Origin of the sequence: Ferruginibacter paludis (assembly GCF_030409685.1) — a bacterium.
Classification (GTDB): Bacteria; Bacteroidota; Bacteroidia; order Chitinophagales; family Chitinophagaceae; genus Ferruginibacter; species Ferruginibacter paludis.
Genome location: NZ_JAUFQJ010000002.1, coordinates 351809 through 376699, shown reverse-complemented (window position 1 = coordinate 376699; position 24891 = coordinate 351809). Strand labels below are relative to the sequence as shown.

15 protein-coding genes are annotated in these 24891 nt (G+C 41.3%); 2 read left to right on the top strand and 13 right to left on the bottom strand.

The window, feature by feature from the left end; all coding sequences use genetic code 11:
- Positions 1-52: 52 nt before the first annotated feature.
- Positions 53-6616, top strand: coding sequence for a PAS domain S-box protein (locus tag QWZ08_RS03435; protein ID WP_290335811.1), 6564 nt, complete (start codon positions 53-55; stop codon positions 6614-6616).
- A 148-nt stretch (positions 6617-6764) separates the two neighbouring features.
- Positions 6765-9422 carry a PAS domain S-box protein gene (locus QWZ08_RS03430; protein ID WP_290335810.1) on the top strand — a complete coding sequence of 886 codons (2658 nt, stop codon included), beginning with the start codon at positions 6765-6767 and terminating at the stop codon, positions 9420-9422.
- A gap of 52 nt (positions 9423-9474) precedes the next feature.
- Here QWZ08_RS03430 and QWZ08_RS03425 read toward each other — a convergent pair whose 3' ends face one another.
- The 13 genes from QWZ08_RS03425 to QWZ08_RS03365 form a co-directional block, all read right to left on the bottom strand.
- Complete coding sequence (locus QWZ08_RS03425; RefSeq protein ID WP_290335809.1) at positions 9475-10893, bottom strand: alpha-L-fucosidase; 1419 nt, start codon at positions 10891-10893, stop codon at positions 9475-9477.
- Positions 10894-11018: 125 nt separating this feature from the next.
- Positions 11019-11798 carry an L-fucose dehydrogenase gene (locus tag QWZ08_RS03420; RefSeq protein WP_290335808.1) on the bottom strand — a complete coding sequence of 260 codons (780 nt, stop codon included), beginning with the start codon at positions 11796-11798 and terminating at the stop codon, positions 11019-11021.
- A gap of 10 nt (positions 11799-11808) precedes the next feature.
- On the bottom strand, positions 11809-12636 hold the full coding sequence (locus QWZ08_RS03415) for an amidohydrolase family protein (RefSeq protein WP_290335807.1): 828 nt from the start codon (positions 12634-12636) through the stop codon (positions 11809-11811).
- Entirely contained in the window at positions 12633-12965 is a 333-nt protein-coding gene (locus tag QWZ08_RS03410; RefSeq protein WP_290335806.1) for an L-rhamnose mutarotase, read from the bottom strand. The genes QWZ08_RS03415 and QWZ08_RS03410 overlap by 4 nt, the downstream gene beginning before the upstream one ends.
- 86 nt (positions 12966-13051) lie before the next feature.
- Positions 13052-13909: a fumarylacetoacetate hydrolase family protein gene (locus QWZ08_RS03405; protein WP_290335805.1), complete on the bottom strand. Its 858-nt coding sequence runs from the start codon at positions 13907-13909 to the stop codon at positions 13052-13054.
- Between the two features lie 9 nt (positions 13910-13918).
- Positions 13919-15253 (bottom strand): alpha-L-fucosidase, encoded by a 1335-nt coding sequence (locus QWZ08_RS03400; RefSeq protein WP_290335804.1) that lies wholly within the window; start codon positions 15251-15253, stop codon positions 13919-13921.
- A 166-nt stretch (positions 15254-15419) separates the two neighbouring features.
- A complete protein-coding gene (locus tag QWZ08_RS03395) occupies positions 15420-16184 on the bottom strand; it encodes an SDR family NAD(P)-dependent oxidoreductase (RefSeq protein WP_290335803.1) in 765 nt (254 codons plus the stop codon).
- A gap of 160 nt (positions 16185-16344) precedes the next feature.
- A complete protein-coding gene (locus QWZ08_RS03390; RefSeq protein WP_290335802.1) occupies positions 16345-18000 on the bottom strand; it encodes a UxaA family hydrolase in 1656 nt (551 codons plus the stop codon).
- Between the two features lie 429 nt (positions 18001-18429).
- Positions 18430-18804, bottom strand: coding sequence for a response regulator (locus QWZ08_RS03385; RefSeq protein ID WP_290335801.1), 375 nt, complete (start codon positions 18802-18804; stop codon positions 18430-18432).
- 61 nt (positions 18805-18865) lie between these two features.
- Positions 18866-19393 (bottom strand): sensor histidine kinase, encoded by a 528-nt coding sequence (locus QWZ08_RS03380; protein WP_290336010.1) that lies wholly within the window; start codon positions 19391-19393, stop codon positions 18866-18868.
- Positions 19390-19521, bottom strand: a complete 132-nt coding sequence (locus tag QWZ08_RS03375; RefSeq protein ID WP_290335800.1) for a histidine kinase dimerization/phospho-acceptor domain-containing protein — start codon at positions 19519-19521, stop codon at positions 19390-19392. Before QWZ08_RS03375 ends, QWZ08_RS03380 begins: the two co-directional genes overlap by 4 nt.
- A 15-nt stretch (positions 19522-19536) precedes the next feature.
- Entirely contained in the window at positions 19537-22341 is a 2805-nt protein-coding gene (locus QWZ08_RS03370; RefSeq protein ID WP_290335799.1) for a PAS domain S-box protein, read from the bottom strand.
- Between the two features lie 70 nt (positions 22342-22411).
- On the bottom strand, positions 22412-24859 hold the full coding sequence (locus QWZ08_RS03365) for an ATP-binding protein (protein ID WP_290335798.1): 2448 nt from the start codon (positions 24857-24859) through the stop codon (positions 22412-22414).
- Positions 24860-24891: the final 32 nt, after the last annotated feature.

Below are 24891 nucleotides of genomic sequence, written 5' to 3'. Positions count from 1 at the left end.
CTTTAAGGACTGTCTGTTTCCGAAGTCGGCATTCTAAAAATAAGTGACCAAAATGAAAAAAGTTTCCGCAAAAACGAACGTAGATTTTTCAGAAAAAGAAAAAATCCAGCAACAGGAAGCGGATGCAAAAAAAACAGCAACAAAAAATATTCAGATTGCAACATTGCCAATTGATAACAACACCTCAGCATGCAATCTTTCCGGCAAAGAAATTATGCTTACTCCCCTGTTTGATTATATTGATACCGCAATCTTTATTGTTGATAGCCATCTCAATTTAATTGACGCAAATAAACCTTTTTGCAGCCTGTGCGGCTATACAAAAGATGAAATTGACACCGCTGCAGCACACCATATGTTTTCTCAAAATAGCCATCTGGAATTGATGGATGACAGTAAAAAACCTTCAGCTGTCTGGACAGTATTACATAAAAACGGTTCCAAAATAAACATCACTGTCTCGGCGTCTTTATTACCACCTGCGAGTGGAACTGTATATTATATGCTGACTGTCCAACATATCCTTGTTGATGAAACTACATCAGTAACTACGGCGCCAGATGAAAATATTTTTTTTGCTGGAATTGAACATTCATTAACTGCCCTTTTTCTTACCCGCCCAAGCGGACAAATTGTGGATGCCAATGAAGCTGCCTGCGAAATGTTTGGCTACAGCATTGCGGAGTTAAAACACTTGGGGAGAAAAGGAATTCTTGACCATAATGATGTCAACTACGACCTGCAGTTATTCAGCCGGAAAAAGCAGGGCAGGATGAAAGGCACTTTAACAGGCATTAAAAAAAATGGTATTCATTTTCCAATCGAAGTCTCATCGGTACTATTCAAAAATGAAAATGGCGAACAGTATTCAACGGTTAGCATGACTGATATTTCAGACTGGATAAAAATTCAAAACGACCACCTTCAGCTCTTAAACAATACGGAAGAGAGTTTTGTGATAGTTGACCGGAATTTGAATATCATCAATTTCAACAAAAAGTTTCAAACCTACTGCAATCATTTTTTATCAAAAAACCCTGCCAAAGGCGATTCAATTTTATCCTATTCAGCTGCAGAGGATATTGCCGGTCTAAAAAATATTTATGAGGCCGTTTTCAAGGGTGAAAAAAAATCTTCCGAATCAGATAATGATTTTAACGGAGTTGCAACAAGCTTACATTATCAGTTTAAACCGTTAACTGATGAACATGGAAACATTTTTGCAGCTTTTGTAACCTCCGTGGATGTTACTGAAAAGAAAAAAACGCTGCAACAAATTATTAGCGGTAAAGAACGGTACAAGGCACTGATTGATAACGGCAATGAAGCGGTTGCCATTTTTTCGGCCGAAGGAACGCTGCAGTATATTTCAGCTGCGGTAAATACAGTTCTTGGGTACACAGATGAAGATATGTTGCAACTACGTCCATTGGCTTTAGCGCATCCCGAAGATGTTGCAGACCTGGAAAAGACCTGGCAGGAACTGGTGGCGCATAAGGATTGCTTTATACAAAATTACCTGTGCCGGATGATGCATAAAAATGGCAGCTGGCGGTGGACAGAAAGCAATTTCCATAACCTGTTACATGATGCTTCGGTTGAAGGTATTGTAAACAATTTCAGAGACGTAACCGATCGAATAACCGCAGCAGAAAAAATCAGGCAGTCAGAAGAAAACCTGAATGCCATTTTTGAAAATTCGGATCAGGGATTTGTTTTAATCAACCCGGATTTTACAGTAAGGTCCTGTAACAATATTGCCAGGTACAATGTTTTTACAAGCGGCGAAATAAAGGTTGGTGATACTATTTTGAATTATGTGGATGATAACAGAAAAGAATTTTTTAAAGCTATATTGTTAAGCACCCTGTCTGGCGAATCTTTTAATTATGATTTATTAACCACTAATAAACAAACGAAAGAAGCGCTTTGGGTAAACATCAATGTTAACCCGGTAAAATTAAAAAGCAAGGTAGCAGGCATTTGTTTAACGGGCAGAGATATCACTAAACAAAAAGAAAAAGATTTAAAAATTGCACAAAAAGAAAATTTATTAAAACGGGCCGAGGCTATCACCCAAACCGGTAGTATTGAAATTGATTATCTGACAAACAAACGGCTTTGGTCGGATGGATTTTACAGGATACTGGATTTAGAGCCGGGCTCTATAGAATGTTCCAGGGAAAATTTTATTCAATTTTTACATCCTGATGATAAGGATACTTACTTAAACGCAATTGATCAGCAAATTTCAAACGGGCAGCCATCCGGCCCGCTGGAGGTCAGAATTATAACAGCAAGTGGCGCTGAAAAAAACATAAAAGCGTATGCACAAATGACCTGGTCAGGCGATGGTAAGCCCCTAAAGATGGTGGGCGTATTACATGATATCACTCAACAAAAAACGGAAGAAAAACAAAAATGGAGGTTAAAAAAACTACTGAACAGTGCAGAAAGCTTAGCCAGGATAGGCAGTGCCGAAATAAACATGCAAACCGGCAAGCGCATATGGTCGGATGAATTTTACCGCATTATTGGTTTAGAGCCCGGTAGCATAGAACCATCCCGGGAAGGTATCATGCAATTTATTCACCCGGCAGAGAAGAGCGCTTACATACAATGGTTGCAGCAAGGGCTTTCAAACAAAATTGAATCGCAGCAAATTGAAACCAGGATCATCACCGCCAAAGGAGAAGAAAGGGCCATCATGGCATATGGCTCAACAAAGTACAATGCAGCAGGTAACCCCGATATTTTAATCGGCGTTATACAGGATATTACCGAGCGTAAAAAAATGGAGCAGGATTTAAAAGAGAGCAGGGAAATGTACCAATCACTTTTTTACCAAAATCCTGCCGCGGTTTTTTCAATGGATATGGATGGGTATATCACCAGTGCCAATAATATACTGGCTGCAAAAGCCGAGTGCACGATGGACGAGTTGAATAATATGCACTTTACAAATTTTATATTTCCGGAGGACTTGCCAGCCGTTAAAAGTTATTTTGAAAATACAAAAAATGGCTTTACACAGGAGCATGAAATAAGGATTATAACGGCAAAGGGAAATACACTACAGATATCGCTGGTAACGCTGCCCATTTTAATCAACAACCAAATTACCGGTGTATACTGTATTGCAACAGATATTACCAAAGAAAAAAATGCACTGACACTGCTGAACAAAACATTGGCCGACAGGCAACGAATACTGGACTATTCATTTGATATGATTTGCGAAATTGATGCAGCAGGCCATTTTTTACAGGTTAGCAAAGCCTGCAAAAAAGTATTGGGCTATCAACCAGAAGAGCTGATTGGCAAAAGGACAATTGATTTTGTAGCAGACGCGGATAAACAGCCAACAATTGAAATGGAAAAGCAGCTTGCTGAAAAGGGAATACAGATTAACAACTTCGAAAATAACTATGTAAGAAAAGATGGACACATTGTAAGCCTTTCCTGGACAGTGCGATGGGATAAAGATGAAAAAACGATGTATTGCATCGCCAAAGATGCAACAGAAAAAAAGGCACAGGAATATGCGCTCGGCCTTTCAGAAATGCGTTATCAATACCTCTTTAATAACAACCCGCTGCCGTTGTATATTTTTGATTTTAAAACTCATGCAATTATTGAAGCCAACCCTGCCGCCTTTAAAAAATATGGCTATACAAAAAAAGAATTTTTATCCCTCACTATAGATCGCCTGAGGCCACCGGAAGAAATTCCCATTATGGAAAAGATGCTGAAAAGCGAAGCAGCTTTTAGTAACGTAAACGGCCGCATCTGGACGCACAGAAAAAAAAATGGGGAGCTGATGTACCTGAAAAACACCGGCAACATTATTGATTACAATGGCAAACAATGTGTGCTTTGTTTGTTGGATGATGTTACAGAAAAGATAAAGGCAGACGAAGCAACCAGGGAAAGTGAAGAAAAAAGAAGACTTATAATGAATGCTGCACTTGACGCAGTTATCTGCATGGATTTGCAGGGAAGAATTACGTTCTGGAATCCGCAGGCGGAAAAAATATTTGGCTGGAAGGAAACGGAAGCAATGGGACATAATGTATCAACACTACTGATTCCTGAACGCTACCGCAAGCTACCTCAGCAGGGGATGGACAGGTATTTAAAACCCGGCAACAGCCAGCCTTTAAGAAGTGTATTAAATCTTCACGTTGTAAATAAAGACCTGAAAGAGTTTCCGGTAGAGATTACTATTCAGTCTATTAAACAGAAAGGTGAGCAATTCTTTTGTTCGTTTATAAGAGATGTAACGGAGCAAAGAAAAGCAGATAGTTTAAAAAACTTTGAAAGAAGGGATAAAGTAGCACTTATAAACAGTACCGACGATTTAATATGGAGCGTTAGCAAAGACCTGAAGTTAATTGCCGGCAATAAGGCATTTGTAAAAAACTTTAAAAAAGAAACCGGTGTTTTAATTAAACCCGGTGATTACCTTTTAAGAAAAGATGCCTTTTCGGAGGATATGTTACTGATATGGCACGAGATGTATTATTGTGCGCTTTCAGGCGAAGCCATCAAAAAAGAAATCAGCAGCAATAGCCAAAATCAAGTCTCTCCCGAATGGAATGAAGTAAGCTTTAATCCAATTTACAACGGCCGGGAAATAACCGGCATTGCATGCTACAGCAGGAACATAACGGAGAATAAATTACAAAAGGATAAGCTGCTTGCGATTAATAAAAAACTGGAGACAGCCCAAAAGATGGCCAGGCTTGGCTACTGGGAAGTTGACCTTAAAACCGGCACGGCATTTTGGTCGGATGAATTATACAGGATTCACCGGTTTGAAAATAAAGGCCAGCCAGTGCCACTACAGCAAATTGCTGGCGTAATTCATCCGGATGATTTGAAACTGGTAATGCAATATTATGCAGATGCCATTGAGGGAAAACGGCTGTACGACTATGAACACAGGATAGTATTAAATGATGGCACTATAAAAGTGTTGCTGCAAAAAGGCACGTTGGTACATAATAAAGAAGGTGTGGTGATCGGCTTGGAAGGCACCACGCAGGATATCACCCTGTTAAAACTGGCAGAACAGGCCGTAAAGGATTCCGAAGAGAAATACAGGATGATTTTTAACTGTAACCCATTGCCCAATTGGATTTACGATCTGGAAACCCTGCAGATAATGGAAGTAAATGATGCCGCAATAGCCCACTATGGTTATAGCAGCGCAGAGTTTTTAAAAATGACAATTAAGCAGCTGTTTATTGCAGAACAAGTACCGGCACTTATCCAGGTAAACCAGGAAATTAATAACTATGGCTTGATAAATTTTGGGCAGTGGCAACATGTTAAAAAAAGTGGGGCCCTTATGGACGTTGACATCACCGGCCACTCTATTTTCTATAGCAACAGAAATGCGGTGATGATTGTATGCAACGATATTACCGAAATTATAAGCGCCCAGCAGGCACTTGTTAAAAGTATTGAACGCTTTGAGTATGCCACCCGGGCGACTTCTGACGCTATTTGGGATTGCGACCTTGCAAATGATACGGTTTTTTGGGGCGAAGGGTTTAATACCCTTTTCGGCTATAAAATGAAAGACCCGAGGCCCGGCCTTCATTCCTGGGAATCCTGTATACATCCGGATGAGCAGGCTGCCGTCATTCAAACCATGACTGATGTAATTGACGATAAAGAGAAAAATTACTGGCAGGGAGAATACCGCTTCCGGAAGTTTGATGGAACCTATGCCAACGTAGCTGATTATGCACTTATCATCAGAGATAAAAACGGCAAGCCGTACCGTATCATTGGTGCCATGCAGGATATCACCAAGAGGATTCAAAATGAAATTATGCTGAAGGAGCTGAACCAGCAGCTGAATAAAAGAGCGGCAGAATTGGCCAGTTCCAATGCAGAGCTGGAACAATTTGCCTACATCGCATCACACGATTTGCAAGAGCCGCTGCGAATGGTAACCAGCTTTTTAAGCCAGATACAGAAAAAATATGAGGCGCAGCTGGATGAAAATGGTCGCATTTATATTGGTTTTGCGGTAGACGGCGCTGTGCGTATGCGTAAAATAATTCAGGATCTCCTTGAATATTCCAGGGTAGGATGGCAGAAATATCACTTTGAAAAAGTAGACATGAACCACCTGCTCAAAGAAGTAGTATCCATCTATAGCAATACTATTGAACAAAAAAAGATGCTGGTTTCCTGGAATAATTTGCCCGAAATAACAGGCGCAAAAATTCCTTTACAGCAACTTTTTCAAAACCTTATTGGCAACGCCATAAAGTATCAGCACCCGGATACCGTTCCCGAAATAACCATAACTGCTACTGCATTTGATGAGTATTGGGAGTTTGCTGTTGCAGACAATGGTATAGGAATTGATCCGGAATATTTTGACAGGATATTTGTAATATTTCAACGGCTGCATAATAAAAACGAATTTTCCGGTACGGGTATCGGGTTGGCTATCTGCAAAAAAATAGTCAACAACCACAATGGAAAACTTTGGGTAAAATCAGAACAGAAAAAAGGAAGCACTTTTTATTTTACTATCGCAAGGCAAAACCTGCAAACAGTAGCCAGCCAGGTTACAACGGATGCGGAGAAATAATTTTATTATAACCAATTAACAAACACGCTAAAAACTAAAAAATGGAAGGCTGCTTAAATATTGCATATGCCCGAAAAAATCAGCAACACTAAAGGCAATACAACTTTTTTGGTAGCAGTTTTTTGCGTCCCGTAAAAAAAATAATATTATGGAATATATCCCCGCCCAACATATTTTAATAGTGGAAGATAATCCCGGCGATTTTGTGCTGATAAAAGATTATCTGGGCGAAGAATTTAAAAATCCATCCGTGGAGCATGCACAAACTTTTGCAGAAGCAAAAATCAAAATGAGTACCAGTGCGCATTTTGATACTATTTTGCTTGATCTGTCATTACCGGATGCCAGCGGTAAGCAGCTTGTAGCAGAAATGGTAAGACTGGCGGGCAGCATACCGATCATTGTATTAACGGGTTATGCAGACAGGGATTTTGGTATTAAAACGCTGGCACTCGGCATCTCTGATTATCTTTTAAAAGATGAGCTGAATGCGGCACAGCTGCACAAAAGCGTTTCATACAGTGTTGAAAGGCGGCGCATTAGTACAGAACTAAATGAATCGGAAAAAAAATACCGCAACTTGTTTGATTTAAGTCCTATCCCAATGTGGGTGTATGATATGGAGACAACCAAATTTTTAAATGTAAATGAGGCGGCTATTGAACATTACGGTTATTCCAAAGAAGCATTTTTATCCATGACAATGGATGATATTAAACCTCCGGAAGCGGTAGCAAAAATGGAAGAGGTGATCACCAGTAAAGAAAATTCAAAAAATCAAAAAAGTATTTACCGCCACCTTAAAAAAAATGGAGAGCTGATTGATGTGGAAGTTCAGAGCAGTGAAATTTATTTTAATGAAAGAAATGCGTGCCTCGTATTAAGTAACGATATCACCGCAAGTGTGTATCAAAAAAACATCGTGGCGTTTGAAAAAGAAGTATACGACCTGAATGCAACAGGCATTTCTTTTTTAGAAGTGCTGAATAAACTAATTGCAAGTATTGAAGGAATAATGCCATCCTGCCTTTGCTCCATTGTACAGCTGCAGGAGGATAATACCATCGGTACACTGGCTGGAGGTTCAATGCCCTTAGCCTACCTTGAAATACTTAACAGCATTCCGATTGGGCCTTCAGTCGGTTCTTGCGGTACTGCCATGTTTACTGGTCAGAACGTTATTGTACCAGATACTTATACAGATCCTTTATGGCAGGATTATGTTACGGTGATAGAGCCTTTTGGTTTCAGAGCTTGCTGGTCGGTACCCATAAAAAAAAACAGTGGCAAAATTGCCGGAAGCCTGGCTGCTTATTTTAAAGAAGTAAAACATCCGCAACCATATCATATTAATTTATTGGAAAGAGCAGCCAGCCTGGTAGGTATTTTAATAGATAATAAAGACGCAGCGGAGGACATTACCAAATCCAACGAAAGATACGATGTGGTTGCAGGGGCAACCAGTGACGTTGTATGGGACTGGGAAATAATAGCTGATAAAATTATATGGAACAAAGGTCTTACGGCAATACTTGGTTATACCGAAGCAGATAATACTACCTATGGAAATTGGTGGAGCCAAAAAATTCACCCGGATGATCTCGGTCGTGTAATGGATAATATTAACCAGCATATAAAAAACAGAATTGTAAAATGGCAGGATGAATATCGCTTTAAAGCTGCCGATGGCTTTTACCGTTACATCTCTGACAGTGGATTTTTACTTTTGGATAAGGACAACAATGCTACCAGGATGATTGGTGCCATGAAAGATGTTACGAAACAAAAGGAGGAAGAACATCAACTTAAATTGCTGGAATCTGTAATTACCAATACAAACGATACGGTTATCATTATGCAGGCCGAACCTGTGGATGAAATGGGGCCTAAAATTGTTTACGTAAATGAGGCATTCACAAAAATGACCGGCTACACTGCCAGCGATGTAATCGGCAAAACAACCCAACTATTGGAGGGGCCAAAGTCTGATAAAAAAGAATTGAAAAGACTGCATGATGCCATAAAAACCTGGCAAGGCTGTGAGATTACGGTTATCAATTATAAAAAAAATGGAGATGAGTTCTGGAATAATATTTCCATAAGCCCGGTCACTGATGCCAATGGCTGGTACACGCACTGGATAACCGTTTCAAGAGACGTGACTGACAATATTAAAAAGGATCAGGAAATTACGAAAGCCATCATGAAGGCGCAGGAGCAGGAACGCTCGCAGATTGGTGCTGAATTGCATGATAATGTAAACCAGATACTGGCGGGTGTTCTTTTAAACCTGGGCATGACGAAAGTAAAACCGATTACGGAACAATATACCTGGGTAGACAGCTCAATGAGCAACATCCATCTTGCCATTAGCGAAATCAGAAAACTATCTCACCGGCTGGCGCCGGTGTCTATTGACGATAACTCGCTGAAAGAAACCTTTTCAACCCTGCTAAAAAGTATCAATGTAAATAATCATTACCAGATTAACTTCACTATTAAAAAAGTAGATGAACTGAGTATTACCGGTGATATACAATTGAATTTATACCGCATATTACAGGAGCAGCTGAACAACATTATGAAGTATTCAAAAGCCACTGTAATTGACGTTTCACTTTTACTGAACAATGAAGCAATACAGTTAAGAATTTGTGATAACGGAATTGGATTTGATACCAGGAGTAATAGAAATGGTATCGGGCTTGGCAACATGAAAAAACGTGCGCAGTTGTTTTCTGGTAACTTCTTTTTAAAGTCTTCGCCTGGCAACGGATGCGAAATTATTGTGGAAATTCCACTATAAAAAATCCCCTGCATGTGTTATGCAGGGGATAAATTTACCGTATGCTTTAGCCTTATTGTTCTATCAACTGATCATTGATATTATAAGCAGCAATTTCACTTATCAACGGCACTGCTTTTGAATCTTCAATAATCACTTCCACTTTTTTAGCGGCTACCGGCATAAAGGTTAGTATACGTTTTCTGCCGATTGTAGTGCCGTTAATTTCTTTTAGGGTTGCGCCATTTGCATCCTGCAATTCAATTTTAAATTTGATTACCCGCTGTCCCATTTGAATGGGCTCTTGCAGCACAATGGTATTAATCGTAACCGGGCTTTTTAATTGCACGGTAACCGATTTCAGCTGCTCAAACGTATTTTGTTTACCATCAGTAAGGGTTGTAATACGTTTTGATACAGCATTGTTTTTTACTACTGCAGAAGGACTTGCAAAAAGATTGGTTTTGAAATTTGTTTCCCGCAATTTTCTGAATCCTATCAAAGATGCTGAATCATGCTCATTGATCAGGCCTCTTCTGTCGGGTGGTACATTTAATAATAAAGTAGATCCTCTTCCTACAGATTTCAGGTACAGGTTAAATAGTGTTTCGGGTGATTTTACTTTGTCATCTTCTTCCTTATGATAAAACCACCCCGGGCGGATACTTACATCACATTCAGCAGGTATCCATTTTTCACCATACATATTGCCACTGTTCAGCGTATCAGTTGATGGCGCACCGGCGCCCGCTGTAAAGCCCGATATGTTTAACAAATTCCAGTTGGTGGTGCCTGCGACACCGCTTTCATTTCCTACCCATCTAACCTGCGGACCTACATCACTGAATACGACTGTATTGGGTGATAATTTTTTAATTGTTTTCCTGAACAATGGCCAATCATATTCCTGTTTCTTTCCGTTAGGTCCTTCTCCATTCGCGCCGTCCCACCAAAACTCCCAGATGGGACCATAATTGGCAAATATTTCTTTCATCATATTTACAAACACTTCATTGTATGCCGGTGTTCCGTATTTGGGGTGATTGCGGTCCCAGGGCGACAAGTAAACGCCAAACTTTAACCCGTACTCTTTACAGGCCTGAGACAACTCTTTTAATATATCGCCTTTCCCATTTCTCCATTTGCTTTCCCTTATAGTATGTGTAGAATATTTGCTGGGCCATAAACAAAATCCATCATGGTGTTTGGCAGTGATGATTATTCCTTTTGCCCCCGCAGCTTTGGCCGTGCGAGCCCACTGACGGCAATCCAGTTGCGTTGGATTAAAAATATCCTCCGGCTCATCGCCATGTCCCCATTCTTTATCAGTAAAAGTATTGGGGCCAAAATGAGTAAACCAATAGTATTCCATATTATGCCATGCCACCTGCGGTGCCGAAGGCACAGGGGGCAATGGTTGCACTTGCTGTGCAACAGCCGGCATTAAAAAAGAAGCCATCAACAAAAACGTCCATATTTTTCTCATGCTCATTGTATAAAATTGTAAAACAAATCTGGATTTTAATTAAGCGCTGCAAACATCATATTAAAGATTCGATTCAGTAAGCTCGGATAATTATCCTTTATCAAATAAAAAATTATCCATTAAATGTCCCATTAAATAGCCCGGTCCAAATGCGTGTATCCGCCATCAACATGTATCAGCTGTCCCGTGGTATGACTTGATTTTTCTGATAGCAGAAACGCCACCATATTGGCAATTTCCTCGGCAGTGGTCATGCGTTTTTCAAAAGGAATTTTCTGCGTAATCTGTTTCAGTTTTTCTTCCCAGTTATCAAATGTTTTAATCCAGGTTTCATATAAGGGTGTAAAACATTCCGCTACAATTACTTCATTGGTGCGAATACCATACGGCAGTAATTCAACAGCCCATTCCCGGGTGAGTGCACTGCGCCCCCCGTTGGCGGCAGCGTACGCAGAAGTGCCTCCCTGGCCGGTTTCAGCGGTCTTGGAACCGATGTTTACAATGGCACCTTTTGATTTTTTCAATTCAGGCAAAGCATGATGTACTACCAGGTAATAATGCACCAGGTTTTTGTGTACCGATGCAATGAAAGATTCATAATTCCCATTTTCAAGTCCAACCCCATCGTTTACACCGGCGTTATTTACTACGCCTTCTATACGTCCGCAGGTGGCTATCACCTGTTGAACGGCCCTTTCGCACTCCGCCGGTGTAACCAGTTCTGCTGTTACATATTTCGCCTGTCCACCGGCCGCCTCAATTGCCTTTACAGCTGCTGCATTGTCAGCTTCATTTCTGCCAATAATAAATGGTATAGCGCCTTCTGCTGCTAAGACTTTACTGATGCCTAATCCAATTCCCTTGGCGCCACCGGTTACTATAATTACTTTGTTACTTAATTGTAAGTCCATTGTGTGTTGTTTATAAATGATAAAAATCAACTGCATTTTTTCCCCACAGTTTTTCCTGCTCTGCTATTGAAAACTGCATAAAATAACGATGTATAATATTGCATGTTTCCTGGTAAGATGCTGCCACCAGGCATACCGGCCAATCGCTGCCAAACATTAACCGGTTAATCCCAAATGCGTCAACAACAACATCCAGGCAATAGGTAAAACTGTCATTGGTCCAGTTCTTCCAGTCAGCCTCTGTAACCATGCCCGATACTTTGCAACAAACATTTGGATAAGCCGCTGCTGCACGCATTGCTTTTTCCCATTCAGCAAAATCAGCCTTTTTAAAATCAGGCTTTGCCAGGTGATCTATAACAAATTGCTGTTCCGGAAACCGCTGTACAAAGGCAGCTACATGTTTCAGCTGCCTTGGAAAAACAAGTATATCGTAGGTAAAGTTGTATTTTGAAAGCACCGCTATGCCGTTACAAAAATCAGTGCTTAACAAAAAATCGTCTGCAGGTTCGGCCTGTACAATGTGGCGAAATCCTTTTATTTTTTTGTATTGCGCAAAGTGCTGCAATCGTTCTTCCAGGTTGGCCGCCCGCAAATCTACCCATCCTACAACACCTTTAATCCAGTCATTTTCCTGAGCCAGCTGCAACAAAAAATTGGTCTCCATTTCACTCTGATCAGCTTGTACTGCAACACACCCATCCAGATTATTTTGTTGCAGCAATGGCAACAAATCTGCCGGCAAAAAATCACGCTGAATGACTTTCATATCGTCTGTTATCCATGCATCTTTTACAGGATGGTATTTCCAGAAATGCTGGTGGCTGTCTATTCTCATGGCAATTCAAATATTTTTTCCATCAGCAGCCATTTTTGTCCGGGTTCGGCCCAGGGCAATGCCTGCTGAAATTTCCACATTAATGTTTCCCATTCCTGAACCGTGCTATTGGCGGCATCCATAGCCGATTTTTTCTCAAAAGAAAAATCAGCCGTTGCTTCAATGATCATGAACATGCGGTTACCAACGCAATAAATATCCAGAACAGTAATACCGGCTTCTTTTATGCTCGTTATGATGGCAGGCCAAACATTTTTGTGATAAGCCTTGTATTCAGCTATTAACTGCGGGTCATCCTTTAAATCCAGAGCGAGGCAGTATTTTTGCATAACCTTTTAGTTGTAGTCTGTAAGTAATAAGTTGTAAGTGATAAGTACAAAAGAGAGAATGCCGGCTTTGAAAAAATTATTAATTATTAATTGGCCGCATATGCCACCGCATGTTGCTTACTCGTTCCCAGTCCTTCAATTCCTAATTCAACAACATCACCTGCTTTCAGGTATACTGGTTCTGGTTTAATACCTAATCCCACCCCTGGAGGTGTGCCTGTGCTGATTACATCTCCGGGAAGCAGGGTCATGAACTGGCTTAAATAATGCACTAAAAAAGGAATTTTAAAAACCAGGTTCAATGTATTGCTGTTTTGATATTTTTTGCCATTTACGGTCAACCACATCGGTAAGTTATCTACATCGGCAATTTCGTCTTTGGTGGCAAGAAACGGCCCGAGCGGGGCAAATGTATCACAACCCTTTCCTTTGGCCCACTGTCCGCCACGTTCAATCTGAAATGCCCGTTCGCTGTAATCATTGTGCAGGCAGTAACCGGCTACATAATCCATTGCATTGGCTTCTTCAACATAACTGGCTTTTTTACTCATCACAAAAGCAAGCTCTACTTCCCAGTCTGTTTTTACACTGTTTTTGGGGATGATCACATTATCATCAGGGCCGCACAATGCCGTGGTAGATTTAAAAAAAATGATCGGTTCTACAGGTATGGGGGCGTTTGTTTCCACACAATGATCGACATAGTTTAAACCAATGCAAATTATTTTAGAGGGTCTTGCGACGGCCGAGCCAAGCCTAACCGTTGCGTCCACTTCAGGAAATACAGTTCCCTTATCAATGGCTTCCTGCAATTTTATTAACCCGTCGTTTTCAAAAAAAGCTTCGTTGTAATCACTCACAATAGCAGATACGTCCCATCTTTTTTCGTCTTTTAAAATGCCTGGCTTTTCTTTACCGGGTTCGCCAAATCTGATTAGTTTCATTGTTGTAATTTATTGTAATTGTAATTCAATTATGGTATCAATCGCATCCGGCTGTACGCCATCCAGGTATAGAAAAGCGCCTTCGGCCTGCTGCTTGAATTTTATTTTTTTGCCGCCCCTTACCGTTGCTGAAATAATTTTTCCTTTTATCCCGGGCATAAAAATGGGTCCGTCTGAATTTGGTTGAAGGATATGCACGAAGTAGGTTTTATTTTTTACCGTTACAACACCCCAATCCTGCGGCGGATAAATATTCCCCCTGGTTCCGTAAATGGTTTCACCATTTGCCTGCATCCACTGGCCGATTGCCTTTAATGTATCAGTAAACTCTGGTTGAATTTTCCCATTGGGCATGGGGCCAACGTTCAGTAAAAAATTGACATCCCTGCCAGCGCCTTTAACCAGGTAATGAATTAGTTGTTTGACTGTTTTGTAATTGTTATCATTGAGATTGAATCCCCATGAATTATTCATGGTCTCGCATGTTTCAACAGGCAACTGCAGCGAGGCTTCCTGGAAACTTAAACCCGATTTATTTTCGCCCGGCAAATCTTTTTCAAACATCTGAAAATCTTCGCCGGCAAAAGGTGTCATGTGATGATTGTTGCCAATCATTGCCTGTGGTTGCAACTTATGAATCAGTCCATATATTTCATCGTATTTCCAGTTAATTCTTGAAGTGCGGTCCGCGGCACCTTCGGGTTGTGTCTGGTCCCAGTGCCCGTCAAACCAAATACCACCGATAGTACCGTAGTTAGTCAGCAACTCCGTCAACTGGTTCTTCATAAACTGCAAATAACTTGCGTAGTCGCCGTGCCCTGTTCTGCCTGCGTGCTGACCGGTTTTACCGGTTTCATGCGGATAATCGTCTCTTCCCCAATCGAGCAAAGAATAATATAAAAATAACTGGATGCCCTGTTTGTGACATTCATCGGCCATCATTTTTACGATGTCTTTTTTGTAAGGCGAATGCATGATGTTGTAGTCGGAATATTTGGTATCCCACATGCTGAAGCCATCATGGTGGCGAGTGATCAACGTGATGTATTTCATCCCGGCATTTTTTGCCATGCTTACCCACTGCTCTGCATTAAACTCAATGGGGTTAAAAAAATCCATCAGCCTTTTATAATTGTTATAGGGAATCCCTCTTTCATTCATTACCCACTCCCCTGCCCCGGGAATGCTGAACGGGCCCCAGTGAATGAAAAGACCAAACTTATCATCGCGGAATTGCTGGCGGGCTTTTATATTTTCGGGTGCCGGCGTATAAGTTTGTGCCTGGCTTGAAATGGCTATGGCCGCAAGCAAAAAAACAAGGGCGATACTTTTTATTCTTTTCATATTTAAAGCAATTATTAAAAGTGTTTACTTCATTAAATTTACCTGTTGCATCAACAGGCCGCCCAAAGGTATACGGATGAAAGGATTGCGACGCAACAATGTCGCTATGAAAAACAACTGCTGGTATACAACAAGCAATTTAAATTAAACCGATTTTTATTCCATACTAGTTATTCAACTTTACAAAACCGCCATCAATCGGGTAATCGCAACCGGTAATAAAGGAGGCTTCATCGCTGCATAAATATAAGGCAAGTGCGGCGATTTCATCCGGCCTCGCCATACGGCCAACCGGCTGACTTTTGGATAGCTTCTCAAACATTTCCGCTTCTTTGCCAGGATAATTTTTGGCTATAAATCCGTCTACAAAGGGTGTGTGCACCCGTGCCGGTGAAATAGAATTGCAGCGGATATTTTCCGCCATATAGTCTTTTGCAACGGATAAGGTCATGGCCATTACAGCTCCTTTGGCTGTTGAATATACAAACCTATCCGGAATACCAACCAGTGCTGCGATAGAAGCCATATTCAACACGATGCCACCACCGGCAATACGCAACTGCGGAATGGCGGCATAGATACAGTTGTAAACACCTTTTACATTTACATTGATGATGCGGTCGAAGTCTGCCTCGTTTGTTGTATCCGCCTTGCCAACATGCGCAATGCCGGCGTTGTTCACCAGGATATCCAGCTTACCTATTTTTTCAAATGTTGACAACACTTCTTGTTGGTTGGCCACATTACATGCATGAGCAACAACTTTTTTTCCAAGAGCGGTAATTTCATCCACCGCTGCTGCAGCACTTGCCTCTGTCAATTCAATGATGTGTACTTCAGCATCCTGTTGCGCAAATAAAACTGAAATGGCTTTTCCAATGCCGCTGCCACCACCGGTTACAACTGCTTTTTTATTTTTAAGAGAAAACATGTTTTTAGTTATGAGTGATGAGTTAGGAATTATGAGTGTCGGTATTTCATGTTAATCGTCGATAGTCAATGGTCAATAGTCAATCGTTGTACTTTATCCTTGCATTATAAATTAACAGCCAGAAAAAAACTTATAACTTATAACTCACAACTTATAACTATTAAAGGCTTACACCACGTTTCCATGGAATAAAATCATCCTGGTTTAACTGAACTGCTTTGGGAATGATTTCGCCACTGGCTGCCTTGATGCAATAATCCAGGATATCTTCACCCATTTGTTCAATTGTTTTTTCACCGCTGATGATGGGGCCGCAATCGATATCGATGATATCAGCCATCTTTTTTGCCAGCACAGAATTGGTAGCCACTTTTATTACCGGGCAAACGGGGTTACCGGTTGGTGTGCCGAGCCCTGTTGTAAATAAAATAAGCGTTGCACCGGAAGCTGCTTTTCCTGTTGTTGCTTCCACATCATTACCGGGTGTACATACCAGGCTTAAACCCGGTTTGGTAGCGGCTTCTGTATAATCCAGCACATCCACCACCGGCGATGTACCGCCTTTTTTTGCGGCGCCGGCGCTTTTGATGGCATCGGTAATCAGGCCATCTTTTATATTTCCCGGAGAAGGATTCATGTGAAAACCAGAGCCAACGCTGTGTGCCTGCGCATCATAGGTGCTCATCAAACGGATGAACTTTTTTGCAGCTTCTTCCGACGTGCAACGGTCAACCAGGTTTTGTTCTGCGCCACATAGCTCGGGAAACTCCGCCAGTAAAACCTTTGCTCCCAATGCTGCCAGTAAATCAGATGTGTATCCTACAGCAGGATTCGCAGATACGCCACTAAAGCCGTCGCTGCCACCACATTTTACGCCTACACACAATTCACTTAGCGGTGCAGGTGTTCTTTCCAGTTTGTTTATTTCAACAAGCCCTTCAAATGTTTGTTTAATCGCATCGGCTACCAGTTGTTCTTCGCTCAGTGATTGCTGCTGTTCAAAAATCAGCAACGGTTTATCAAAATGGGGGTTTTGCTTTTTTACATCATTCAAAAAATCCTGCGTTTGCAGGTTCTGGCACCCAAGGCTTAGTACAGTTACGCCGCCTACGTTGGGATGATTGGCATAGGCAGCCAGCAAGGCGCTGAGCGTTGCTGCATCCTGCCTGGTACCACCACACCCACCCTGGTGATTGAGAAATTTGATACCATCCACATTTTCAAATACCCTGTTGGTATGGGCGGTGGCATTTAGCTGCACGTCAACAGTATCAAGGTTTTCACCTTTTTGATACGCATTTAATAACTGATGGGTGTATTGAATGTATTTGTCGGTAACTGCATAGCCGAGTTCATTTTGCAGGGCTTCCCTTATCACGTCCATATTTCGGTTTTCGCAAAATACGGTTGGCACAAAAAGCCAGTAATTGGCGGTACCCACACGTCCGTCGGATCTTTTGTAACCATTAAAAGTGAGATGCTGGTATTTGGACACATCCGGCGCCTGCCACTTAAAATCAACTTCGCGGTATACATAGGGATCCGCTGCATGCTTTATATTGTCGGTCGTCATTAAACTACCTTTTGCAATGGGATATTGCGCCTTACCAACCAGCACGCCGTACATGATAACTTCATCGCCTGCGCTTAAGTCGGTTGTATAAAATTTATGCTTTGCCTTTACGGTGTCAAGTAACAAAAAATGTTCATCACTGTAAGCAATGGTTTCTCCCTTAGCAAGATCTGTCAGCGCAACCAGCACGTTATCTTTTGGATGCATTTTTACTACCAAATTTCTTACTTTATCTGACTGCATACAATAAACTGTTTAAAATTTTCAATCGTTGTAAATGCAAAGCTGCATTAAGTGGTTAATAAAATTCCGTCGCCAATATAGCCATTTTTTCATTGCTGGCGTACCCGCAGTTACTAAACCGATACGGTTTACATTCGCAGGCACTCCCTTGTTTTATAACATGCAAAAGTTACGCTATCAAACCAATAAAGCAAACCGAATTAAAATGGAAAACTACGGTTAAAGCGAATAAGCGGGCACCTCATTATTATCCAAATTTGGTTAATAATTAACCTCGCTTTTACTGAAGGCAACATTAAAAACGATTACAATACTATAAGCCAGGCTGGTTTGCAGTATTGTAAAAACTGCTGGTTTATCAAAATAAAATACGCTGCATAAACCAGTTGAGGTTTAGTTAAAAAGGGTATAGACAGGCTTTATTGAAGTTTATTTTTTATTAATACTTGAGGCGACAATGTTCAGCAAATCAAACTCTTTAAAAGGTTTTGAAAGATAAGCGTTCATGCCACCTTTTAGGTATTTTTCGTTATCGCCTTTAATGGCATTTGCCGTTAATGCTATAATGGGTAAGGTTTGGCTGATGGTTTTCCGGATGATTTCAGTCGCTTCCATACCACCCATTACCGGCATCTGTATATCCATCAACACCACATCAATCCCCGGTTGTGCAAGTAAATCGATCGCCTCGCTGCCATTCACTGCTTCAATTACCACGGCACCATAATTACCAAGAATTGTTTTGGCTACCAGCCGGTTCATTGTATTATCATCCACCACCAATATTGTTTTAGCAGCCAACATTTCTTTGCTAAAATTGAATGTGTCTTTTGCCGGAAGGGCGTTAAGAGTTCCTTTTGCAAATTCAATGATAAATAGAAACGCGGGTACCTACACCCTTTGTGCTTTCAACACTTATGTCTCCTCCCATCAATTCAACCAGGTCTTTACAAATGCTCATACCTAAACCGGTACCGCCGTACTGCCTTGTTACCGATACATCTTCCTGTGAAAATTTATCAAATAAGCTTTTTACAAAAAAGCCATCCATGCCTATACCGGTATCTTTTACACTTACACTAATTGTTTGGGTTAACGGTGATTCCTTTAACACAACACAGGACAAATTAACACCGCCCTTTGTTGTAAACTTGATGGCATTACTGATGAGGTTAAGCAATACCTGGTTAAGCCGGTAGGGGTCGCCGATCAATGCCGGCGACAAATCTTCATCACAGGATGAATTTGTCAATGTGATGCCCTTTTCCTCGGCCCGGTGCATCAATACCTGCATTGCCCGGCTCACCATTTCTTTCGGTTCAAAGCCAATATTTTCAAGTTGCAGTTTGCCTGCTTCAATTTTTGAAAGATCCAGAATATCATTTATAATCACCAGCAAATTTCGGATGCTGAGTTGATGGTATCCAGGTAGAATTTTTGTTTGCCATCCAGGCTGGTTTTGGCAAGCTGGTTGGCCATACCAAGTATAGCGTTCATCGGGGTGCGTATTTCATGGCTCATATTGGCCAGGAAAACCTACTTACTTTTTGTTGAGCCCTCAGCCAGTCGGCGTGCTACAATCAGTTCCGTTTCCAGTTGCTTCCGATCGGTAATGTCCAGGTGAATGCCGATAGATCCAACCAGTTCTCCATTGTCATTGTAACGCGGGGCGCCACTCACCAGCCACCATTTTGTCTGTCCGCTTTTGTTTTTGATTTCAATTTCATAAGCATCCGAAATACCCTGTTTCCGGCTAGTTTTTTTGCTTTCTACAAGGTTTATGTACTTTTCTTTTATACAAATGTCGGAAGCTTTTTTACCAATAATTTCATCGGTTGAGTATTCGCTCATGTCGCAAAAACTCTGGTTAACAAAAATTACCTTTTCATCCAAATCCACTTCCATTAAGCCAAGATTCATATTGGCAATGATGCTGCGGTATTTTTGCTCTTCCCGCTGCAATAATACTTCGGCATTCTTTCGTTCGGTTATGTCGGTATGCGTACCGATAATTTTTAACGGCAGGCCTTCCGGTGTTGATTCTATTACTACTCCCCTGTCCATCACCCACCTTACAGAACCATCTTTATGCCTGATGCGATATTCCAGTATATGGTGATCAATTGCTCCTCTTTTGTATTTTGCATCATTCTCTTCCAGCAGGTGCCGATCATCGTCATAAGCATTCTTCCACCATAAATTCACATTGTTAGCAAATTCATTCAAATCATACCCCAGCAGGTGACTTTTTGTGTTTGAAAAATACGTTTCTCCCGTGGCGAAATCATGCTCCCACACATTGTCGCCAATCTTTTCAAAAGCTTGCCTGAAGCGGGATTCATAATCTTTTAGTTTTTGCTGATCTTCTTTTTCCTTGGAAACATTTTCTTCCAATGCAAAAAATCCTGTTAGTTCACCTTTGCCGTTCCGAATGGCTTGTCCCAGCACCCTTACCCAATAGGTTTGGCCACTTTTGGTATAATTTAGAATTTCGCAATTAAAAGGGTTACCTGCCGCAATCTGTCTTCTTAAATAGGCTATGGTTTCGGTGTTCGTATCCGGCCCCTGCATCATGGATGGTGTTTTGCCCTTCACTTCATCCAACTGGTAGCCGGTAACTTTTGTAAAGCTTTTATTTACCCAACTTATACGTCCCCTGGCATCAGAAATGATCACCGCATTGATGTTGTCTTCTGCAATCAGCGACAATACCCGGAGTGGTTCCTCCTTTTCTTTTTCTGCGGTAATATCTTCCAGCATGGAAAAATATTGCTTCACATTGCCATCCTTATCCTTAATTGCCTGGCCTTTTAGTCTTCCCCAAAAATGGGTGCCGTCTTTTCGATAGTGGATTACTTCAATACTAAATGCTTTGCCGGCATAAAAGGCCTCAAGCATTTTCTTAATAGTCCCTAAATCACTTAATGGGCCGATGCAGAGATCCACCGCTTTTCTGCCCACCACTTCCTCAAGGCTGTAACCGGTAAGTTTTAAAAAGCCTTTGTTGGCCCAGTCTATTACCCCTGATGCACTGCAAAACCCAACACCATTTTCGTTGGCACTTGCCACCAGTGACAACCGCTCCAATTCATGTTCCCTTTCCTTTTCGCCAGTGATATCATTATACGTCCATAAGTGCCCTTTGTATACATTGTTATCATAAATGGGTACAAAATCCCGTTGCAAAATTCGCCCGTCTGTCATCTCAAGTTCATCACCAACCCTCAACTCTTTATGCCGCAAAAGTTCATCCATGCGTTCAACAAAAACCGCAGGCTGTTTAAATAAATGCTTTGATTCTTCTGCTGACTTTTTACAGCTTACCCTCTTCAATGATTCTGGTGACGCTGGTATATTAAACATGTCACAGAATAACTGGTTGGTTAAAACAATATTCCTGTTTTCATCTTCCAGTAAGATGCCATGATGCAGGTTTGCTATCAGTTGTGACAAACGGTTAGCCGCTGCGGACAAGTGATACCGGGAATCTTTTAATTCCTGCTCTACCTTTTTGCGTTTGCTGATTTGTTCATTCAGGCCGGCGATTGTATCAAGCAAATTATCTTCATCTATATTAATAGCAGCAGTACTGTCTCCCTCATCTTCTACGTTCCTGATAGCCTCTTTTAAATTTTTAATGCTTTCTTTTTTCAGTTTATTTTCCGCCATTAACTGCTCGTTCATGGTCGCATATTCCTGTTCGCTGATTTTAAACGCATGTGAAGACAGTCTTTCCGGACCAAACATCTCCCATCCGCCCATAGAGCCATGTGCTATTTTGAGATGAGTTCCATAAAATGCTACAGCAACTATTTTTCCCGATACCGGTGCTTCATTAAGCCCCACGATGGTTGATATAAAAGAACTGCCATCACCTGCAAGACCACCTGTAACCGGAATATTATTTTGAACGCAGGAATTTATGCCATTCACCAACTCACTGCCATTTACTTTACCGCCATCAGATAAGATCATGATATAACAAAGCTGGTTGGTTGTTTGCAGCTGCCGCACCAGCGAAGCCCCGGCAGCAAAACCATCGTTATTAAAATCGCCGATATTTACCGACGCTGTTTCTACTGTCGTATTGTTAAATTCAATGGCAGTTACTGACACCGAATTGTCTGTTACTTTATCTTCAAAAATTTCGCCTGAAGTTGAACAAAGTACGATATCAGCATTCGGATATTGCCCGCGTAACTGCAGGTACATGTTGTCGCCGGCAAGTAGTTGTTTTGCTCCAAAACCAAGTACCAGTTGCACCGTATCATCATTCAGCAAATCGCTTCGGTTACTGCAGGTGTATTGATTGTTACTGTATGTCCTGATGTTAACCTTCATGGAATTTTTTATTTATCCAGGTGACGGAACTGGTTTTACTTTTAGTACAACTGTAAGGCAGATGAATCAATCACGCGTTTATTTTGTCCATGGGGAAATGCACTTCAAGGTCTGATACCACAAGCCCTATTATCTTTTTAATAAACATGACTTGCTCTATAATGCCCGGATCCGGTGTTTCCTGTTTTCCTTTTTTTTCTACTTCCCTCACAACCTCTTTCAAACAAACAATGCCCAGATTATCGATGACCGGTTTCATGGAATGTGCCAGCAAACCGATTGCTTTATAATCCCGGGCTGCAAATTTTTCTTCCATTTGGGCCACCTGTAAAGGGGTTTGCGCAATAAACATCTGGACTAATTTTTTTACAAACGCATCATTTCCCTGGCTTAGTTCTTTAATATTTTGCAGGTTATACAACTGATCCGGCGAACCATACTCAAGCACACCTGTATTCACTTTCGCTTTACTTTTGTTTAGCCAGAAAGCCACTACATCCAGCAAGTCTTTTTCCTTAAATGGTTTAGACAGGTAGGCATTCATACCGGCATCGATGCACTTATCATTGTCGCCTTTAATTGCATTGGCTGTAAGCGCAATGATGGGAATGGTTTTACTGATCCATTTTCTTATTAAGCTGGTGGCCTCCATACCATCCATCACCGGCATTTGAATATCCATCAATACCAGGTCTGTTGCAGCACCTTTTACAAAATCAATCGCTTCCTCCCCGTTGACGGCCTCAGTGATGATGGCACCGTAATTTTTAAGAATTGTAGCCGCCAGTAACCGGTTCATACGATTATCATCCACTACCAGTATTCTTTTTTGGGAAAGCATGTTGGCATCAAACGTAAAAAGGGACTTTACCGGCAGGTTTTGTTTTGTTCCCTTGTCAAATTCTATTGTAAAAGCAATGGTGGTTCCTGCGCCTTTTTTACTCTGCACTTCTATTCTGCCTTTCATCAGTTCAACCAGGTCACGGCATATACTCATGCCCAACCCGGTGCCGCCATATTGCCTTGTTACCGATGCATCTTCCTGCGAGAATTTTTCAAATAAATTTCTTACAAAATTCTGGTCCATTCCAATACCGGTATCTTTTACGGCAACACGCAAAAGTTGTGTTGTATTTGTTTCCCTGTAAAGATTACAACTGATATCAATGCTTCCCTTTTCAGTAAACTTAATTGCATTGTTAATTAAATTCAGCAATACCTGGTTAAGTCTGAAGGGATCGCCCATTAAAACCGGGGATATAGCTTCATCAAATGTTTCACTGGTGAAAGTGAGCCCTTTTTCTTCGGCCTTATGCCCAAGCACCCGTATAGCCCTGTGCAATATTTCTCTCGGATCAAAGCCAATTCTTTCTAACTGTAATTTACCAGCTTCAATTTTTGACAGATCCAAAATATCATTGATAATAACCAGCAGGTTTTCTGAAGCTGCATGAATGGTATCAAGATAAAACAGTTGTTTGGTATCAAGCGTAGTTTTTGCCAGCTGGTTAGCCATGCCTACAATGGCGTTCATGGGTGTACGGATTTCGTGACTCATGTTGGCAAGAAAAATTTCTTTGCTGCGGGTGGAGTCTTCCGCATGTTCCCTGGCTTCTGTCAGTTCCAGTTCCAGCTTTTTTTGCCGCGTGATATCCAGGTGTATCCCGATATAGCCATTCAACTGTCCCGCATCATCAAAACGGGGTGCACCGCTAATCAGCCACCACCTTACCTGTCCGTTTTTATTTTTTACTGCAATTTCAAAAGCATCTTCTACTATATTTGTTTCCGTTTCATTTTTATTTTTCAGCAGAGTGCTTGTTTCGCCGCCAATAAAAAAATTACTGTGTGTTTTCCCTTTTAGTTCTTCAAATTGATAACCGCTCATCTCGCAAAAACTTTCATTGGCAAAAAGAATTTTTTCATCCTTATCTACCTCCAGTAACCCCAGGTGCATGTTGGTTATAATGCGCCGGTATTTTTCTTCCCGGATCTTTAATATTGCTTCTGCCTTTTCCATCCCGCCAATTTTTGCCCGCAACACCAAAAGCTTTTGAACTTGCTTTGCCAACACTTGCAGCGCAAACACCTGTTCGCTGGTAAGTGTATGTGGTTTATGATCTATAACACACAAGGTCCCCAACGGAAAACCGGCTTCGGAGTGAATAGGAACGCCGGCATAAAACCTGATGCCGGGATCGCTGGTAACAAGCGGGTTAACTGTAAAGCGTTCATCTTTTGAAGCATCGGGCACAATCATAATATCCCCCTGACGGATGGCGTGCGTGCAAAATGAAATATCGCGGGGAGTTTGTGTTGCCGCCATCCCATGATTTGCTTTAAACCACTGGCGCTGCTCATCAAGCAAAGTAATTAACGAAATGGGCGTTTTACAAATTTGAGAGGCGAGCCGAACGATGTCATCATAATCCTGCTCTGGAGCAGTATCTATAATGTTCAGCTCTTTTAAAGCTGATAACCGGTCTTGCTCGTTTACTGGATGCTGGCGGTGTGACATAGAAATAAAAAACTGCAATAACCAAAGCAGTT

Bases quoted from the DNA above. Each gene is read 5' to 3' on its own strand.
- QWZ08_RS03435 (WP_290335811.1), top strand. From the start codon at position 53: ATGAAAAAAGTTTCCGCAAAAACGAACGTAGATTTTTCAGAAAAAGAA.
- QWZ08_RS03430 (WP_290335810.1), top strand. From the start codon at position 6,765: ATGGAATATATCCCCGCCCAACATATTTTAATAGTGGAAGATAATCCC.
- QWZ08_RS03425 (WP_290335809.1), bottom strand. From the start codon at position 10,893: ATGAGCATGAGAAAAATATGGACGTTTTTGTTGATGGCTTCTTTTTTA.
- QWZ08_RS03420 (WP_290335808.1), bottom strand. From the start codon at position 11,798: ATGGACTTACAATTAAGTAACAAAGTAATTATAGTAACCGGTGGCGCC.
- QWZ08_RS03415 (WP_290335807.1), bottom strand. From the start codon at position 12,636: ATGAGAATAGACAGCCACCAGCATTTCTGGAAATACCATCCTGTAAAA.
- QWZ08_RS03410 (WP_290335806.1), bottom strand. From the start codon at position 12,965: ATGCAAAAATACTGCCTCGCTCTGGATTTAAAGGATGACCCGCAGTTA.
- QWZ08_RS03405 (WP_290335805.1), bottom strand. From the start codon at position 13,909: ATGAAACTAATCAGATTTGGCGAACCCGGTAAAGAAAAGCCAGGCATT.
- QWZ08_RS03400 (WP_290335804.1), bottom strand. From the start codon at position 15,253: ATGAAAAGAATAAAAAGTATCGCCCTTGTTTTTTTGCTTGCGGCCATA.
- QWZ08_RS03395 (WP_290335803.1), bottom strand. From the start codon at position 16,184: ATGTTTTCTCTTAAAAATAAAAAAGCAGTTGTAACCGGTGGTGGCAGC.
- QWZ08_RS03390 (WP_290335802.1), bottom strand. From the start codon at position 18,000: ATGCAGTCAGATAAAGTAAGAAATTTGGTAGTAAAAATGCATCCAAAA.
- QWZ08_RS03385 (WP_290335801.1), bottom strand. From the start codon at position 18,804: ATGTTGGCTGCTAAAACAATATTGGTGGTGGATGATAATACAATGAAC.
- QWZ08_RS03375 (WP_290335800.1), bottom strand. From the start codon at position 19,521: ATGAGCCATGAAATACGCACCCCGATGAACGCTATACTTGGTATGGCC.
- QWZ08_RS03370 (WP_290335799.1), bottom strand. From the start codon at position 22,341: ATGAAGGTTAACATCAGGACATACAGTAACAATCAATACACCTGCAGT.
- QWZ08_RS03365 (WP_290335798.1), bottom strand. From the start codon at position 24,859: ATGTCACACCGCCAGCATCCAGTAAACGAGCAAGACCGGTTATCAGCT.